This window comes from Halorussus caseinilyticus, assembly GCF_029338395.1.
GTDB lineage: Archaea > Halobacteriota > Halobacteria > Halobacteriales > Haladaptataceae > Halorussus > Halorussus caseinilyticus.
Genome location: NZ_CP119809.1, coordinates 2,878,369 through 2,893,111, shown reverse-complemented (window position 1 = coordinate 2,893,111; position 14,743 = coordinate 2,878,369). Strand labels below are relative to the sequence as shown.

Genomic DNA, 14,743 nt, shown 5'->3' with positions numbered 1-14,743 from the left:
CGTTCGAGTAGCCTCGGCGTTAGCTGGCGGTGTCTTTTACGGTGAGCGCTGGCGTTTCACCGGAGGATGCCGGACCGACCAGACAACTCGACGCGAACGATGCGCGATAACTTCCTCGTCTGGAACTTCGACGCCGTAGAGCGCGAGGTAACCCTCCGTAGTTCGGACGACGAGTACGTCGCGGTTCCCCTTCCGGACGACGGCGCGGACCTGTTCGAGCGACTGGCGAACTCGTCGGGGACCATCGACGCGACGCTGGTGGAAACTAGCGGCGGCGGAGCGTCGTGGCGAGTGAAGACGATTCACACCGTCCGCGAAGGGACGTGAACAGAACGTACTTCAGTTTCGCAACGATAACGAATAGTCTTATAAAACTATACCGACTACGTGATGGTGATGGAAAGTGGGGCGGAAAAGCGAAAGCGAAGGCCCGGATACGACGACAGCGATACGGGCGTCGGAGAGAACTGGAGTTGCAAACGAGTAGAAATCTCCTACGAAGAAGCGCGCTCGGTATTGGAGTCCCAGTAGACGATACTCGTCGACGAAATAAAGTACAACAGTTTTCTGTTACGGATAACGCAGGGGCTCCTCTTTTTCGGGATGGTTTTTACCGCCTTAGCGTTAGCACTATAGCGACGTGAGCGGGGTTAGGACACTAAATTTTTATATCTCGAAATCGAAGCCGGGAATATGAAAGAAAGTCGGCCCATCCATCCCGCGGAGAAGGGCCAGCGGAGCAACAAGGGGTCCGCTCTCTTCACTCGCCTCTCCCGATACCTCCGAAGAGACGACGATTCGCAGTAACGATACTTTTCTCCCGGCCGTTTCCGGGTAGACGGTCCTCTTACATTTATATAGGAAGGCGAAACAAACCTCGCGTACGGAGAACTACTCGCCGTGGCACAACTCGACGCCTCGATACCCGACCTCCTCAGACTGCTCGTCGTCCCCGTCTTCGGGTGGGCCGCGTGGCGCGACGTGAAGACCCGCCGCGTGCCCAACCGGACGTGGTACCCGCTGGCCGCCCTCGCAGTCGTCCTGCTGGCGGTGGACGGCTGGCAGGCGTGGACCGGAACCGCGTACGAGACCCGAGCGTTCGCCGTCCGAACGGCGGTTAGCCTCGGCTTCGTCGGACCGCTCGTAATCGCGTTCTGGTGGTTCCGGGCGTTCGGCGGCGCGGACGCGAAGGCGTTCCTCGTCGTCGCGGCGCTCTTCCCGACGTATCCGACCTACGAGGTGGTCGGTTGGGTGCTTCCCCACCAGCAGACTGCCGTCGGCGTATTCTCGCTGACCATCCTCACGAACACGGTCCTGCTCGGGGCGCTCTATCCGCTCGCCGTCTTGCTTCGGAACGCCGCCGCCGGGCGGTTCTCGTCGGTGATGTTCGTCGGCAAGCCCGTGGACTGGGACGACGTGCCCGAGGAACACGGCCGACTGCTGGAGACGCCCGAGGGCGTGACCCGAAACGGCGCGGACTTGGACGCGGTGCGGATGTACCTCCGGTGGCGCGGCCTGACGCTGGCGGACCTGCGCGAGAGCGCTGGCCGACTCCGGGACCCGGCCACCCTGCCCGCGGAACCGAACCGACCGGGCGACGGTTCGACCGGCGAGGTGCAGGCGGACGGCGGTACCGCCGCGGAGACCGATTCGGCGGCCGTGGCCGCCGAATCGGTCGCTGGGGGGGACGGAACCGAACGAACGGAGTCCGGAATGGACGCGCCCGACGACGACCCGTGGGGTGCGGCGGCGTTCCTCGACGACATCGACCACGGCGCGTACGGCACGACGCCCGAAGGCTTGCGCGACGGACTGGACGTACTGGTCAGTGAGGAGACGGTGTGGGTCTCTCCCGGCATCCCGTTCGTCGTTCCGCTGTTCGTCGGAACCGCCGTGGCGCTGACCTACGGTGACCTGCTGTTCGGCGCGATGGGACTACTCGGACTGTCGTAAGCCATATTTTTATTTTCTTAGAAAACAAAAACCCGTCCCTTCCACCGGGTCGAACACAGCCCGGTCTGTTTCAGGCCGCTTCCGTCGTCTCCTCGCCGCGCTCGGTCGCCGGTTCGGTGTCGGCTCGGCGGCGGTTCTTCAGCGCGAGGAGGCCGAACAGCACGCCGCCAGCGGCCCGAAGCACGAGGTCGAACAGACCGGGTTCGATACCACCCCCGACGCCGAACAGTCCCAGTAGCGAGGTTCCGGTGTTGAACAGCAACAGCGGAGCCATCAACAGGAGTGCCGCCAGCGCATAGAGTCCGCGGTCGATTCGACTGACGTCGGTGTAGAGGTAGCCGATGACCGTCGCACCGAGTGCGACGACGCCGAGGAACACGCCGACGACCGGAATCACGACCTCTGGCACGAAATAGCCGAGGTCGGCAACGTCCGAGAGACCGACGACTCGGACCTCCTCGCCGGTTCCGGTTCCCCGTAATAGGAGGATTCCCGGCGTTAGGACGAACGCGAACGGGACGATAGCCTTGTTCAGCGAGAGCGAGAAGGCAGTCACGCCTGTATCGAACTGGTCGGACTTGGCGATTCCCGAGGCCGCGTAGGCCGCCACCGCGACCGGCGGCGTGATGTCCGCGATGACGCCGAAGTAGAGGATGAACAGGTGAGCCGCCAGAATCGGGATGCCACCGATCTCGCTGATGGCCGGGCCGAGCATCGAGACGAGGATGATGTAGGTCACGGTCGTCGGCATCCCCATCCCGAGGATGATAGAGGAGATGGCGGTCAGCACGAGCAGGACGACGATGGACCCGCCAGCCACTGACCGGATGAGCGCGGTCAGATTCGGCCCGAGACCGCTGACGCTGATGACGCCGGGAATGATGCCCGCGGCCGCCACGGCGACGACGACGGTAGTCGCGGTTCGCGCTCCGGCGTCCATCGACTTCAGGACGAACCCGACGTACTGGAAGGGCTTGGCGTCCGCGAGTCGAGGACGCCGGAACACGCTCGCCGCCGAGGCGACCGCGCTATCGACCTGCGCGTCGAAGTCGAGCAACGGGGCGTCGCCGCTCGGTCGGGCCAGCATCGTGACGAGGCTGACCGCGAGGGTCAGCCACCCGAGTTTACCGCCCGCCGCGAGTGCGGCCTCGACGGGACTTCTCGCCGCGGTCCCGGCACCGCCCGCGCCGACGACCGCCTCGACCAGTCCGACGCCGGTCGTCAGGAACGCCGCGAACTCCAGCAGGAAGAGTCCGGTGATGGTTCCGAGGAGGGGCCACCGGGTCTCCTCGTTGTAGGCCGCCACCAGCGCGATGAGCGCGGCGATGGCGACCAGCGTGAACCACGCCGACCGGGCGACCGAGAGTCGCACCACGATGAGGTAGTACAGCAGGAGAACGAGCGGGACGAGGTAGAACCAGCCCCGGAGCATGTGGGACCGCCACGCGACCAGTTCGTCCGGGGAGAGACCGCCGATGTTCCGCTTCGAGGCTTCGAGATGGACCATCACCCAGACGCCGAAAAAGAACACGACCGCCGGAATCGCGGCCGCCGTGATGACGTCCCGGAACGGCGTCAGGGTGTACTCCACGATGAGGAACGCCGCCGCGCCCATCACTGGCGGGAGAATTTGACCCCCAGACGACGCGGAGGCCTCGACCGCCCCGGAGAACTCGGGGCTGTAGCCCGACCGCTTCATCAGCGGAATCGTGAACGCGCCGGTCGTGACGGTGTTGGCGATGGACGACCCGCTGATAGTGCCCATGAAGCCGCTGGCGATGATGCTGGCCTTCGCGGGACCGCCCCGACGCTCGCCGGTCGCCGAGTAGGCGAGGTCGATGAACCACTTGCCCGCGCCGCTCATCTCCAAGAACGCGCCGAACAGGATGAAGATGTAGATGAACCGGACGCTGACCGTCACTGGGATGCCGAAGACGCCGTTCTCGGTGTTGTACCAGAGGTTCTGGACGATGGCGTCCCACCCCAGCGGCGTGATGGAGAGGACGCCGACGTAGGGTGCGTCTATCGGGATGAGGTAGCCCCACCGGGCGTAGACGATGAACGACGTGACGATGAGCATCAGGTAGAGACCGAGTGCCCGCCGGGTGGCCTCCAGCACGAGCAAAACGCCGATAGCACCGAGGACGAAGGCGTAGGAGGTCTCGTTCAGCGGGATGCCGACGGCCGTGAAGGCGTCGGTCACGGGGTCCAAGAAAGGATAGAACTCGTCGATGGTCCGCCCGGCCTGAAGACCGAGGGCGCGCATCCGGCGAATCTCGGTGAAGTCGGTTATCATGTAGGCCGCCGAGAGGAACGCGAAGAAGGCGAGTACGGCGTCAACGGGCGTCACTCTGCGCCGCTCGGGGTCCATGAAGAGCCAGCGGACGCCGCCGCGAGCGGTCTCGGCGGTTCGTGTCACCGGACTCTCGTCGCCGAACCGCCCGCGGGTCGCCGGGACGACTCTGGCGAGGCGACCCGAGAGGAACCCGTCGCCGGTTGTCGGCGGGAAGAGGAGGAAGGTGAGGACCAGCGCGAAGGCGACGTGGACCGCGTTTATCTGGAGGAGTTGGAGCGCGGCGAGTTCGAAGTTGCCGACGAACGGGAGCGTCACTTCGAGGACGAACCCCCGCGCCGCCAGCCACATCTGGAACGCCGAGAACACGATAGCCACGAGGCTGACGAACGCGGCCATCGGTCCGCGGAGTGCCCGCTTGTGTTCGAGTTCCTGAATCAGCTTCTGCTGTTCTTCTTCCGGAATTGGCTCGTCTCCTGTTCCGTCGCGTGCTGTCATGGGTCGGTAGTTGGTTCGGTGTCGATGGTCGCCGGGTCCTCGGTGGGAGTCGAGTTAGCGACCGTGACGAAGAGCTTCACGGACCGACCGTCCGAGAGGTCCACGAGGTCGTAGGCCCGGTCGCCGACGACGAGTCGATGGTCGGCGACGGGACCGGGCGAGACGAAGATGCGGTCGTAGCTACCCTCCGGGTCGAAGACGAACGTGCCGTTGTCGGTGACGTTCACCTCGGCCTGCGCGGGGAGTCCGGCCCCGTAGGACGAGAACTCCATCCGGACCATCTCCAACTCGGTCCCGTTCACTTCGTACACGTCGAGGACGGGCGTCTTCTCGACGCTGTGGGTGTAGTTGAGCGCGACCGTGGTCCCCTCGGAGACCGGAACCGAGAGCAGTCGCTCGCCGGTCTCGGCGTCCTCGGCGACGAACAGCTTCCGGTCGCTATAATTATTCTCTTGTCGCAAAGTATCCTCGTTGTATCCTAAAGACAACTCCATCTGGTCGTCCGCTCCGAGAGGGGCGACGCTAATCGACCCGCCGACGCCGACGACCAACGCGACCATCACGAGCGTTCCGACCAGTATCGGGAGTCGTCTCACTGGTCGCTACTGGGTCGTCTCGTTGCCCATCGTCTCGTTGCCCATCGTCTCGTTGCCCGGTGCGGGCGTCTGGACCGTCACCGCGCCGAAGATACGCTCGGCTCCGGGGTGGAGCGGGATGGACATCCCGTCGAGCGCGGTGTCGGAGCTGATGAAGTCGGCTTTGATGGTGAGTTCGCCCGCGTTGTCGAAGATGGCGTTGGTGACCGCCTCGACCGTATCCGCCGAGAGGTCCTCGCGGGTCGCTATCATCGCCTGCACTGAGACGGTCGGCACGTCCTCATCGACGCCGTTGTAGGTGCCCGCCGGAATCCGGTCGGTGGCGAACCACGGCGAGGCGTTCAGTATCCCCTCTCGGGTGTCGCCAGCAATCTCGACGATGCGGATGTCGTTGGTCGTCGCCAGTTCCTCGATGGCACCGAGCGGCCACCCGCCGACGACGAACGCCGCGTCCACGTCGCCGTCCCGGAGTTGGTCGGCGGCCTGCGCGAAGCTGGCGTTCTGTTCTTCGAAGTCGTCGGTCGTGATGCCGACGGTCTCCAGAATCTGGAGCGCGTTGACCTGCGTCCCGCTCCCGAGGTCGCCGGTGTTGACCGTCGCGCCTTCGAGGTCCGAGAGACTCTCGATGCCGGAATCGGCCAGCGTCACGACATGGATGGTCTCGGGGTAGAGCGTGGCGACGCCCCGGAGGCTCGACACCGCGTTCCCCTCGAAGGCGTCGATGCCCGTCCCGTTGAACGCGAAGAAGGCCACGTCGTTCTGGATGAGCGCGAAGTCGGCGTCCCCCTGAGCGAGGCTCCCGACGTTCTCGACGCTCGCGCCGGTCGATTGGACCTGAATCGTGAAGTCCGTGGCATCCTCAATGATGGTCTTGAGCTCGTTGGACAGCGGGAAGTACGTCCCACCTGTGCCGCCAGCGTGCCACGAGAGACGTTGGTCCTGTGCGAGACCGAGGTCGCTGAAGCCGAGAAGTCCCGCGAGTCCCGCGGCACCGGTCGCTTTCAATACGTCGCGTCTATTGGTATCTCGAACCATGCACCGAACATGACCGCCAGACACAATATATCCCGGCGACGCTTCGCAGTGGAAACGGGGAATTTCCAGCCCTCGAAGCTGTATAAGCCTGTTCAGGTGACGTAGCTGAGACGAGGAAACGCCGCGTTGGTGACGATGTGGCGAGAGAAATCGCGTGATATGGTCGGTCGTCGTCCCGATGCCGTCGGCGATACGCCGCGTTACCGTCGCCACCACGAACGGCTACGGGCCGTTACCACCAACCTTACATTTCGAATAGAAATTCTATTGTCGGTCGGTTCGTACTCGGTGAATATGGATACGATTCGTGCGAGCGATTATCACGACATCGTACAGGTCGAGGACCCGCGGGTCTCCCCCGACGGCGAGCGCGTGGCCTTCGTCCGAAAGGTCCCGAGCGGTGACGACGAGTACGAGGCGACGGTGTACGTCGTCCCGGTCGGCGGCGACGAACCGCGGCAGTTCACCGTCGCCGAGGGCGTCGACAGTCACCCCCGATGGAGTCCGAGCGGCGACCGACTCGCGTTCGTCAGCACCCGCGGCGCGGACGACGACCGGTCTCAACTCTGGGTGATGCCGACCGACGGCGGCGAGGCCCGGCGAGTGACCGACGTGGCGGGTGGCGTCTCCGAAGTCGCGTGGTCGCCCGACGGCCGCCGAATCGCGTTCGTCCAGCAGGCGACGGCGGAGGACCGCGAGGAAGGCCGGGACCTCGGACTCGGCGGCGAGGAGTTCGACCCCGAGGACCCCGACCCGAGGGTCATCGACCGACTCGTCTACCGGGCGGGAGAGCGATACTTCGACGGGAGGCGCTCGCACGTCTACGTCGCGGACCTCGGAGACGACGAGGTGACGCGACTCACCGACGGCGACTACGACCACGAGCAACCCGAGTGGGCAGACGAGACGACGCTCTACTACGGCGCACACCGGACGGGCGACCCCGACGACAACGCCGTCATCGACGTGGCGGAGTACGACCTCGAAGTCGGCGAGGAGACCGAAACCGTCACCCAGACCACCGGGTGGTCGCTCACGCTCGCGGCCGCGGGCGACGGGCGTCTCGCGTACACCTACACGCCCGAGGAGAACGCGACGCTCCGTCAGACCGAAATCGAAGTGTTGGACCCCGAGACGGGCGAAGTGACGACGCCCACCGAGTCGCTGGACCGCACCCTCTCGATGTCGATGCCCGTCCAGTGGGGTCCGAACGACGAGAACATTTATTTCCTGACGCCCGACGAGGGCGAGTTCGCCGTCTGGCGCGCGCCGGGCGACGCCAGTTCCGACCCCGAGCGAGTGGTCGGCGACGGCGAAGTCGGGTCGGCCACGGTCGGCGAGGACAAAATCGCGTTCGTCCGGTCGGAGTGGGACCACCCCGGCGACGTGTTCGTCTCGACGCTCGGCGGCGCGGAGACTCGGCGACTCACCCGCATCAACAGCGAGTATCTGGACGACCGGGCGGTGTGCCAACCCGAGGAAGTCCGGTTCGAGGGCGGCGATGGCGACGAGGTTCAGGGTTGGGTACTGACGCCGCCGGACTTTGAGGAAGGCGGGGAGTATCCCCTCGCGGTCGAAATCCACGGCGGGCCACACTCGATGTGGACCACCAGCGGGACGATGTGGCACGAGTTCCAACTGCTCGCGGCCCGCGGGTACGTCGTCTTCTGGTCGAACCCCCGCGGTTCGACCGGATACGGCGAGCAGTTCATGGCCGAAATCGGCGAGGGTCAGTGGGGACCGCCCGCCTACGAGGACGTGATGGCGGGCGTGGACGAAGTTGCGAGTCGGGACTACGTGGACGAAGGCGACATGTTCGTGACCGGCGGAAGCTACGGCGGGTACATGACGACGTGGGTCGTCGGCCACACCGACCGCTTCTCGGGCGCGGTCAGTCAGCGCGGGGTCTACGACCTCAACAGTTTCTACGGTTCGACGGACGCGTTCAAACTCATCGAGTGGGACTTCGACACCACGCCCTCGGACGACGCCCCGTTCCTCTGGGAGCAGTCGCCGACGGCATACGCCGACGAGGTGGATACGCCGACGCTCCTGATTCACAGCGACGACGACTACCGCGTCCCGGTGAACAACGCCGAGATGCTCTACCTGCTCTACAACAAGAACGGCGTCGAGACCCGACTGGTGCGCTACCCCCGCGAGGGTCACGAACTCTCGCGGAGCGGCGAACCCGCACACGTCGTGGACCGCCTCGAACGAATCGTGCGCTGGTTCGACGGCTACTCGGACCACCACGACGCGCCGACGGCGCTGGAACGGGGCGACGACGGCCTGTCGGTGGGGAACGATGAAGATGGCCGAGAACATGGTGGAGATGTCTGAAAAAACGGTGGATATTTCTAAGGGAACGATATAGTTTACCGAAACGCCGACGAGCGAGGTTCCGAAAGCGAGGTATCGACCGTTCACCCGGCGCGCGAGCAACGTGCGCGAGGGACGACCGGAGGGAGTGAGAGAGTCGGTTGGGGTGGCGTGTGGTTCGCGGTGGCGGTGCGGTTGCGGTACGATTGGTTCAAGCCCGAAGCTAGCTCTTTATCTCTCGTCGCCTCTCAATCGTTCCCCGACCCTCCGAGGAAACAGAGCGACCCCGACCGTTACCTTGGTCACTTTTCGCACACGGGGGTCGGCTTCGTGAGAGGCTCCCACGCCGAGATTCCCGCCGCAGTCGGGCGATTTTACACCCGAAACGAAGGGGTTCGAAGACTGTCGGTACGGAGTGACACGAACCGCTCCGGAACGCTATATTCGCTCTCGGGGGTGGCTTTCGTTCGGAGATTCGTCGGCGAAAAATCGGTCCCGTCCGGCGATTCTCCAGTCGATACGGAGGGGTTCGGTGGGCCGGGGTCGGATAGGCGATAGGGTCGGTTCGCTGGACGGCGCGACCCGTCGGACGCGGTGGGTCCGACGGGCCACGAGAGCGCTCGACGCCGAGCGACCGACGGAGACGACTCCGTAAACAGACGCGTGACTGACGCGAACGTTTTTGCTCGCGGGCGGTGTCGTCCCGGTGATGGACACCGACGAGGCGGCCGACCGCTACCGGATAGCCGTCGCGGTCAGCAACCCCGACCACGCCGAGCAGTTGGTCCGGACCGCGGTGGACGTGGCCCGCGTCCGCGACGGCGAGGTGTTCGTCGTCGGGGTCATCTCCACCCCGCGGGAGTCACCCTTCGCGCTGTTCACCGACGAGGTTATCACCCGCGAGTTCGGCGGCGAGCGACGGGCCGTCCTCGACCGGGCGATGGGAGTCGCCTCCGGCACGGGGGTCCCCGTTTCGGGCGAACTCTTCGTCGCTTCGTCGGTAGCGAGAGGCGTCCTCACGGCGGTCGAGGAACGCGACTGCGACAGCCTACTCATCGGGTGGCGCGAGCGAACCCGCGAGGACGCGGTTCTCGGGACCAACGTGGACCGCATCGTGCGCCGGGCCGACTGCGACGTGTTGGTCGAGAAAATCGGCGCGCTCGCCGGGACGGTCGATGCCGTCCTCCTCCCGGTCGCCGAGAGTCGCCACGCGGGACTCGCCGCTTCCGTCGCGCGGGCAATCGCGGTCGCAAACGACGCCAGCGTGACCCTCCTCCGAGTGGTCGGGTCGTCCCGCGACGAACCCGCGGCCCGCGAACTGCTCGCGGGGAAGGCCGACTTGCTCGCGGGCGTCGAAGTCGAAACGCTCGTCCGGGAGGGCGGCGTGCCCGACGTAATCGTCGCGGAGTCCGAGCGCCACGACGTGACGGTCCTCGGCGCGACCCGGACCGGCGCGATTCGGCGGCGAATCGTCGGTTCGACGCCGCGGGAGGTCGGTCGCCGCGCCGAGGGGACGGTCATCATGGCGCGAAAAGGAGGCGGGTCGCTGGTGTCGCGGGTGTTCCGGTTGTAGTCGTTACTCGAAGATTTTCTCCCTCTCGCGCGAGCGCGACCGGGAAGACGAACCACCGGACCCGCCGACGAGTTTCGAGACGAGGAGGTACGCCAGATAGAGCAGTCCGGCGGCCACGAGCAACGAGACGAGCGTACTCGCGACCCACGAGACGATGCCGACGACGACGGTTACGACTTCCAGCACGACCCAAAGAACGACGAGTCCGAGCGCAATCCAACCGCCGAGACGAATCCACTTGTTCATGTCCGATAGAGTAGATTCGGGGTGAAGAGTGTTTGCCCGCTGGTTCGCCGACGCGAGGTGATAGCTCGGCGTTTCGGGGTTGTGACCGACCGATTACGTCGTCCGGAACGCTCGGTCGCCAGCGTCGCCGAGTCCGGGCACGATGAAGCCCTCGTCGTTGAGGTGGTCGTCGATGGCGACGGTCAGCAGGTCGGCCTCGTCGAACTCGTCGCCGACTCGGAGCAGGCCCTCGGGCGCGCTGACCGCCGAGAGGACGAACAGGTCTTCGGGGTCGGGTTGCTCGTTCAGCACTTCGTCGAGAACCGCGCACATGGTCGACCCCGTCGCCAGCATCGGGTCGGCGACGATAACGGTGTCCTCCTCGCGGATTTCGGGGAGTTTCACGTAGTCGATGGTGATGGGGAAGGTGCCGTCCTCGTCGCGTCCGGCCTCCTCGTCGCGGCCCGCGCTGATGACGCCCTGCTTGGCGCGCGGGAACGCCTTCAGCAGTCCCTCCACGAAGGGGGTCGCGGCCCGGAGGACGTTGATGATGACCACGTCGTCCAGTCCTTTGACGGTCTCGCCGGTCGTCTCGGTCAGCGGCGTCTCGATTTCGACGTACTCGGTCTCCATCGCGCCGTCGATAATCTCGTAGCCACAGATGCGGCCGAGTTTGACGAGACCTTTTCGGAAGCCGACCTGTTCGGTCTCTACGTCCCGGAGTTTCGACAGCGTGTCCTGCGCTAGCGCGTGCGTGAGGAGTTTGGCGTCCCCGCGGTCTTCGATGGTCATGTTCGTCCGAACGACGGGCGCGCGGGGGCTTATCTCTTAATATAGGCGGCGAGACCGAGCGCCGACCCGTCGGGTCGGCGCGCCAAACCGGTCGCTCGGAGGAACGAATCAACGTCCAGACACCCTCGCGGCTTCAATTCACGCGAATACGTTCGGGTGATACGGCCGTCCGGAGGGGTCAGTTCCGGAGCGCCTCGACCGGTCGCTCGTTGGCCGCCTTCCACGCGGGGTAGAGACCGCTGACGACGCTCGTGACGATTGCGAACCCGAACGCGACGACGAGGTAGACGAGGTTGCCCGGCCGAAGCGCGGCCAGTGCGCTCCCGGCGGTGAAGTGGTTGATGGCTAATCCGGCCCCGACGCTCAGGACGACGCCGACGATGCCGCCAGCGATGCCCAGCAACAGGGCTTCGGCGAGCATCACTTTCAACACGTCGCGCTTTCGGAACCCGACAGCGCGCAGGACGCCGATTTCCTGCCTGCGCTCGACCGTACTCATCAACATCACGTTGAGGATGCTCACGCCCGCGACGACCAGCGAGATGGAGCCGATGCCGATGAGGAACGCGTTGAGCATGTCGAAGAACGAGCTAATCTGGTCGGTAATCTGGGCGAGTTCCATCACGTCGACTCGCTTCTCGCGGTCGTTGACCGACTCGCGGATGGCTATCGCGCTTCGGTTCGCAGTCTCGCCGGTCTTGGCCGAGACGACGACTTGGCTGTAGCCGTCCCGGTCGAAGTCCCCTCGGGGGACGACGACCGCTTGGTTCGGATTCAGCGGCGAGAACCCGCTCTGGCGTTCGAGGACGGCGGTGACGCGGTACGTCTCGCCGTCCACAGTGATGGAGTTTCCGGGCCGCAGGTCGAGTTTGTCCGCGAGGTCAGCGCCGACGAGCGCGCCGCTCCGGAGTCTGTCTGGGAGTCTGCCCTCTTTGGCGTCGAACGCGTTTGAGGGGTCCCGGACGCCGTAAATCGTGGTAATCTGCTCGTTCGAGGCGTACGTCACCATCGACTGGCGGGATTTGACCGGCGTGACCGCGGGTTCGTCGACGACTCGCTCGATTCGTCGCACGTCCCGCTGAGTCAGTTCCTCGACGCCCGACTCGAACGACGGCGAGACGATGACATCGCTCCCGATGTCGCCCAGCGAGTCGGTCGCAGAGTGTCGCAACGACGCCCCGAACATGCCCAGCGAGGCGATTGCGACCACGCCGATGATGATTCCCAGCGCCGCTAGCGCCGAGCGCAACGTCGTCCGCGAGAGGTTGCGACGGGCCATCAGTAGTGCCGGGAACCGTCGGTAGAGGCGGTCTAACTTCATTTCTTCAGGTCACCGTCGACGAGTTCGACAGTTCGGTCTACGTACTCTTCGACCAGTGGGTCGTGGGTTACCGTGATGACCGCGACCCCGCGGTCACAGACGTTGGTGAACTCGTCCAGAATCTGCTTGCCCGTGTCCCGGTCGAGATTCCCGGTGGGTTCGTCGGCCAACAGCACTCGCGGGCGGTTGATGAGCGACCGGGCGATGGCGACGCGCTGTTTCTGGCCGCCCGAGAGTTCGTTGGGGTTGTGGTCGAGTCGGTCGCCGAGTCCGACGCGTTCGAGGAGGTCCACCGCTCGCTCGCTGGTCTCGGGGTCGTCGTCGAACAGGCGCGGCACCTCGACGTTCTCTTGGGCGGTCAGCGTCGGGATGAGGAAGAAGTCCTGAAAGACGAATCCGATGGTCCGCTTTCGGGCGCGGGTGCGCTCGCGGTCCGAGAGGTCCGTCACCTCGTCGCCGTCGAGTCGCACGCTCCCTTCAGTCGGTACGTCGAGCAGGCCGAGGACGTTGAGGAAGGTGGTCTTACCGCTCCCGCTGGGACCGACGACGGAGACGAACTCGCCGGGTTCGACCGAGAAGTCGATGCCCTTTAGCGCGGTGACGGTCTCGCCGCCGGTCTCGTACCGCTTGACCGCGTTCTCGACTTCAAGTACCGTCACGGCTGTTCCTCCACGCGACGACGATAATCGCACCGACGACGAGTACGACGACGCCACCGACTGCCGCCGGGAGGAGGAGTCCCGAACTACTCTGGTTCGCGGTGGCCGCGGCGTCGTCGTCCACCTCGTACTCGACGTTCACGGTGTAGGTCCGGCGTTCCCCGTCCACGAGGAAACTCACCTTCAGCGGGACCGTCGAGACGCTATCGTCCACGTCGGCGAACACGTCGAACGAGACGAAATCGCTCGACGGGACCGTCCCGACGAAGTACTCCTTGTTGGGGTGTGCCGGTTCGACTCCCTCGGTGGGGACGACGCTGACGATGACGCTGTTGGCGTCGGTCAGGCCGACGTTGCTGGCGCTTCCCGAGAAGTGGACCTTTCCGTCTTCGCGCTCCATTTCGAGACCGGTGAGCCGTATCGCGCCGGGGTTCGAGGCGATAGTGACCGCGGTGTTCGCCGCGCCCGTCGCGTCACCCGCCTCGTAGGTGGCCGAGACGTTCACGGGGATGTCGCCGTCGGTTTCGAATCGAGTGATGTTCAGCGCGACCGTCTTGGACTCGCCCGCGTCGATTTCGTCTATCGGTACGTCGGCGAGCGTCGCGTTGGGCGACTCGCCGCTCACTACGACGTTCGTGACCGGGACGTTGCCGAAGTTCGTCAGGGTCACGTCCACTGCCGACCCCTCGGCGGCGGACTTGGCGTCGAGAGTCACCCGCTTCGAGAGCGCAGAGAAGTTGACCATCGCGTGCTGGGTGACCGTCCGCTGTTCCCCGTCGCCGCTCGCGTACCGGAGGTGAGCGGTCACGCGGTGGGTTCCCGGACTGTTCGCTCGGACCGTGAAGTCGAACGTCTCGTCGCTACCGCTGACGAGAAGCGACCGAACGCGCCGGGGGTTCTCGACGGCGATGTCCGACCCTTCGACCGTCACGCGGACGTTGCGGGCGTCCGACGGTAGTCCGTTGGCGACGGTGACGTTGACCGTCGAGTCGGCGGTCGCCACCGGGTCGGCGGCGTCGATGGAGAGCTGGGGACGCTCGGCACCCACCTGCACCTCGACGGTGCGCTGGACGTGGATGCGCTCGCCCGCCTCGTTGGTCCCGGTGACGTGGAGTCGGAGCGAGTAGGTACCGGGGTCGTCGATGGTCGCGGTGAGTCGGACGTACTTGCGCTCGCCGGGGCGCACGAATCCCGGAACGGACGTTTCGTCGTGGACCGTGAGGTTTTGGCCGGGACCGCCGCGGAGTTCGGCGTGCTGGACGTTGTAGTTCGAACTGCTGTTGGGGAGGTTGCGGATGGCCGCGAAGACGGTGAACTCCTCGCCGGGCGTCGGCGGCGTCGGCGAGACGGTCACTTTGTCGATGGAGACGTAGGAGTCGGACGACGCCGCGGTCGCGGTCGTTCCGACCGGTACGGCCGACAGACAGAGCGAACAGACGAGCAACAGGACGAAGAGTCGTTTCACTGCCCGTCACC

Annotated in this window: 12 protein-coding genes; 4 read left to right on the top strand and 8 right to left on the bottom strand. The window is 65.4% G+C overall.

Annotated elements, in window-relative coordinates; translation table 11 throughout:
* Positions 1-99 precede the first annotated feature (99 nt).
* A complete protein-coding gene (locus tag P2T60_RS14660) occupies positions 100-327 on the top strand; it encodes a hypothetical protein (RefSeq protein ID WP_276279988.1) in 228 nt (75 codons plus the stop codon).
* A 573-nt stretch (positions 328-900) separates the two neighbouring features.
* Positions 901-1,953 (top strand): A24 family peptidase, encoded by a 1,053-nt coding sequence (locus P2T60_RS14655; RefSeq protein WP_276279987.1) that lies wholly within the window; start codon positions 901-903, stop codon positions 1,951-1,953.
* A 70-nt stretch (positions 1,954-2,023) separates the two neighbouring features.
* On the opposite strand, the gene P2T60_RS14650 is transcribed toward P2T60_RS14655, so the two are convergent.
* The 3 genes from P2T60_RS14650 to P2T60_RS14640 are packed head-to-tail and all read right to left on the bottom strand — an operon-like array spanning position 2,024 to position 6,375.
* Positions 2,024-4,744 (bottom strand): TRAP transporter permease, encoded by a 2,721-nt coding sequence (locus P2T60_RS14650; RefSeq protein WP_276279986.1) that lies wholly within the window; start codon positions 4,742-4,744, stop codon positions 2,024-2,026.
* Entirely contained in the window at positions 4,741-5,304 is a 564-nt protein-coding gene (locus P2T60_RS14645; RefSeq protein WP_382210436.1) for a DUF1850 domain-containing protein, read from the bottom strand. The genes P2T60_RS14650 and P2T60_RS14645 overlap by 4 nt, the downstream gene beginning before the upstream one ends.
* Positions 5,305-5,346: 42 nt before the next feature.
* A complete protein-coding gene (locus P2T60_RS14640) occupies positions 5,347-6,375 on the bottom strand; it encodes a TAXI family TRAP transporter solute-binding subunit (RefSeq protein WP_276279984.1) in 1,029 nt (342 codons plus the stop codon).
* Positions 6,376-6,669: 294 nt separating this feature from the next.
* Between P2T60_RS14640 and P2T60_RS14635 the strand changes: the two genes are divergently transcribed.
* Both P2T60_RS14635 and P2T60_RS14630 read left to right on the top strand, forming a co-directional pair.
* Positions 6,670-8,718, top strand: a complete 2,049-nt coding sequence (locus P2T60_RS14635) for a S9 family peptidase (RefSeq protein WP_276279983.1) — start codon at positions 6,670-6,672, stop codon at positions 8,716-8,718.
* Positions 8,719-9,406: 688 nt separating this feature from the next.
* A complete protein-coding gene (locus P2T60_RS14630) occupies positions 9,407-10,270 on the top strand; it encodes a universal stress protein (RefSeq protein WP_276279982.1) in 864 nt (287 codons plus the stop codon).
* A 3-nt stretch (positions 10,271-10,273) separates the two neighbouring features.
* Here P2T60_RS14630 and P2T60_RS14625 read toward each other — a convergent pair whose 3' ends face one another.
* From P2T60_RS14625 to P2T60_RS14605, 5 genes are all read right to left on the bottom strand, one after another.
* Positions 10,274-10,516: a hypothetical protein gene (locus P2T60_RS14625; RefSeq protein ID WP_276279981.1), complete on the bottom strand. Its 243-nt coding sequence runs from the start codon at positions 10,514-10,516 to the stop codon at positions 10,274-10,276.
* 93 nt (positions 10,517-10,609) lie between these two features.
* Positions 10,610-11,287 carry a uracil phosphoribosyltransferase gene (upp, locus tag P2T60_RS14620; protein ID WP_276279980.1) on the bottom strand — a complete coding sequence of 226 codons (678 nt, stop codon included), beginning with the start codon at positions 11,285-11,287 and terminating at the stop codon, positions 10,610-10,612.
* A gap of 178 nt (positions 11,288-11,465) precedes the next feature.
* Entirely contained in the window at positions 11,466-12,608 is a 1,143-nt protein-coding gene (locus P2T60_RS14615; RefSeq protein WP_276279979.1) for an ABC transporter permease, read from the bottom strand.
* Positions 12,605-13,267 (bottom strand): ABC transporter ATP-binding protein, encoded by a 663-nt coding sequence (locus tag P2T60_RS14610; protein ID WP_276279978.1) that lies wholly within the window; start codon positions 13,265-13,267, stop codon positions 12,605-12,607. The genes P2T60_RS14615 and P2T60_RS14610 overlap by 4 nt, the downstream gene beginning before the upstream one ends.
* Positions 13,254-14,732, bottom strand: a complete 1,479-nt coding sequence (locus tag P2T60_RS14605) for a COG1361 family protein (RefSeq protein ID WP_276279977.1) — start codon at positions 14,730-14,732, stop codon at positions 13,254-13,256. Before P2T60_RS14605 ends, P2T60_RS14610 begins: the two co-directional genes overlap by 14 nt.
* Positions 14,733-14,743: the final 11 nt, after the last annotated feature.

Coding starts and splice junctions, on each gene's coding strand:
- P2T60_RS14630 (WP_276279982.1), top strand. CDS start 9,407: ATGGACACCGACGAGGCGGCCGACCGCTACCGGATAGCCGTCGCGGTC.
- P2T60_RS14625 (WP_276279981.1), bottom strand. CDS start 10,516: ATGAACAAGTGGATTCGTCTCGGCGGTTGGATTGCGCTCGGACTCGTC.
- P2T60_RS14640 (WP_276279984.1), bottom strand. CDS start 6,375: ATGGTTCGAGATACCAATAGACGCGACGTATTGAAAGCGACCGGTGCC.
- P2T60_RS14615 (WP_276279979.1), bottom strand. CDS start 12,608: ATGAAGTTAGACCGCCTCTACCGACGGTTCCCGGCACTACTGATGGCC.
- P2T60_RS14645 (WP_382210436.1), bottom strand. CDS start 5,304: ATGGTCGCGTTGGTCGTCGGCGTCGGCGGGTCGATTAGCGTCGCCCCT.
- P2T60_RS14660 (WP_276279988.1), top strand. CDS start 100: ATGCGCGATAACTTCCTCGTCTGGAACTTCGACGCCGTAGAGCGCGAG.
- P2T60_RS14650 (WP_276279986.1), bottom strand. CDS start 4,744: ATGACAGCACGCGACGGAACAGGAGACGAGCCAATTCCGGAAGAAGAA.
- upp (WP_276279980.1), bottom strand. CDS start 11,287: ATGACCATCGAAGACCGCGGGGACGCCAAACTCCTCACGCACGCGCTA.
- P2T60_RS14635 (WP_276279983.1), top strand. CDS start 6,670: ATGGATACGATTCGTGCGAGCGATTATCACGACATCGTACAGGTCGAG.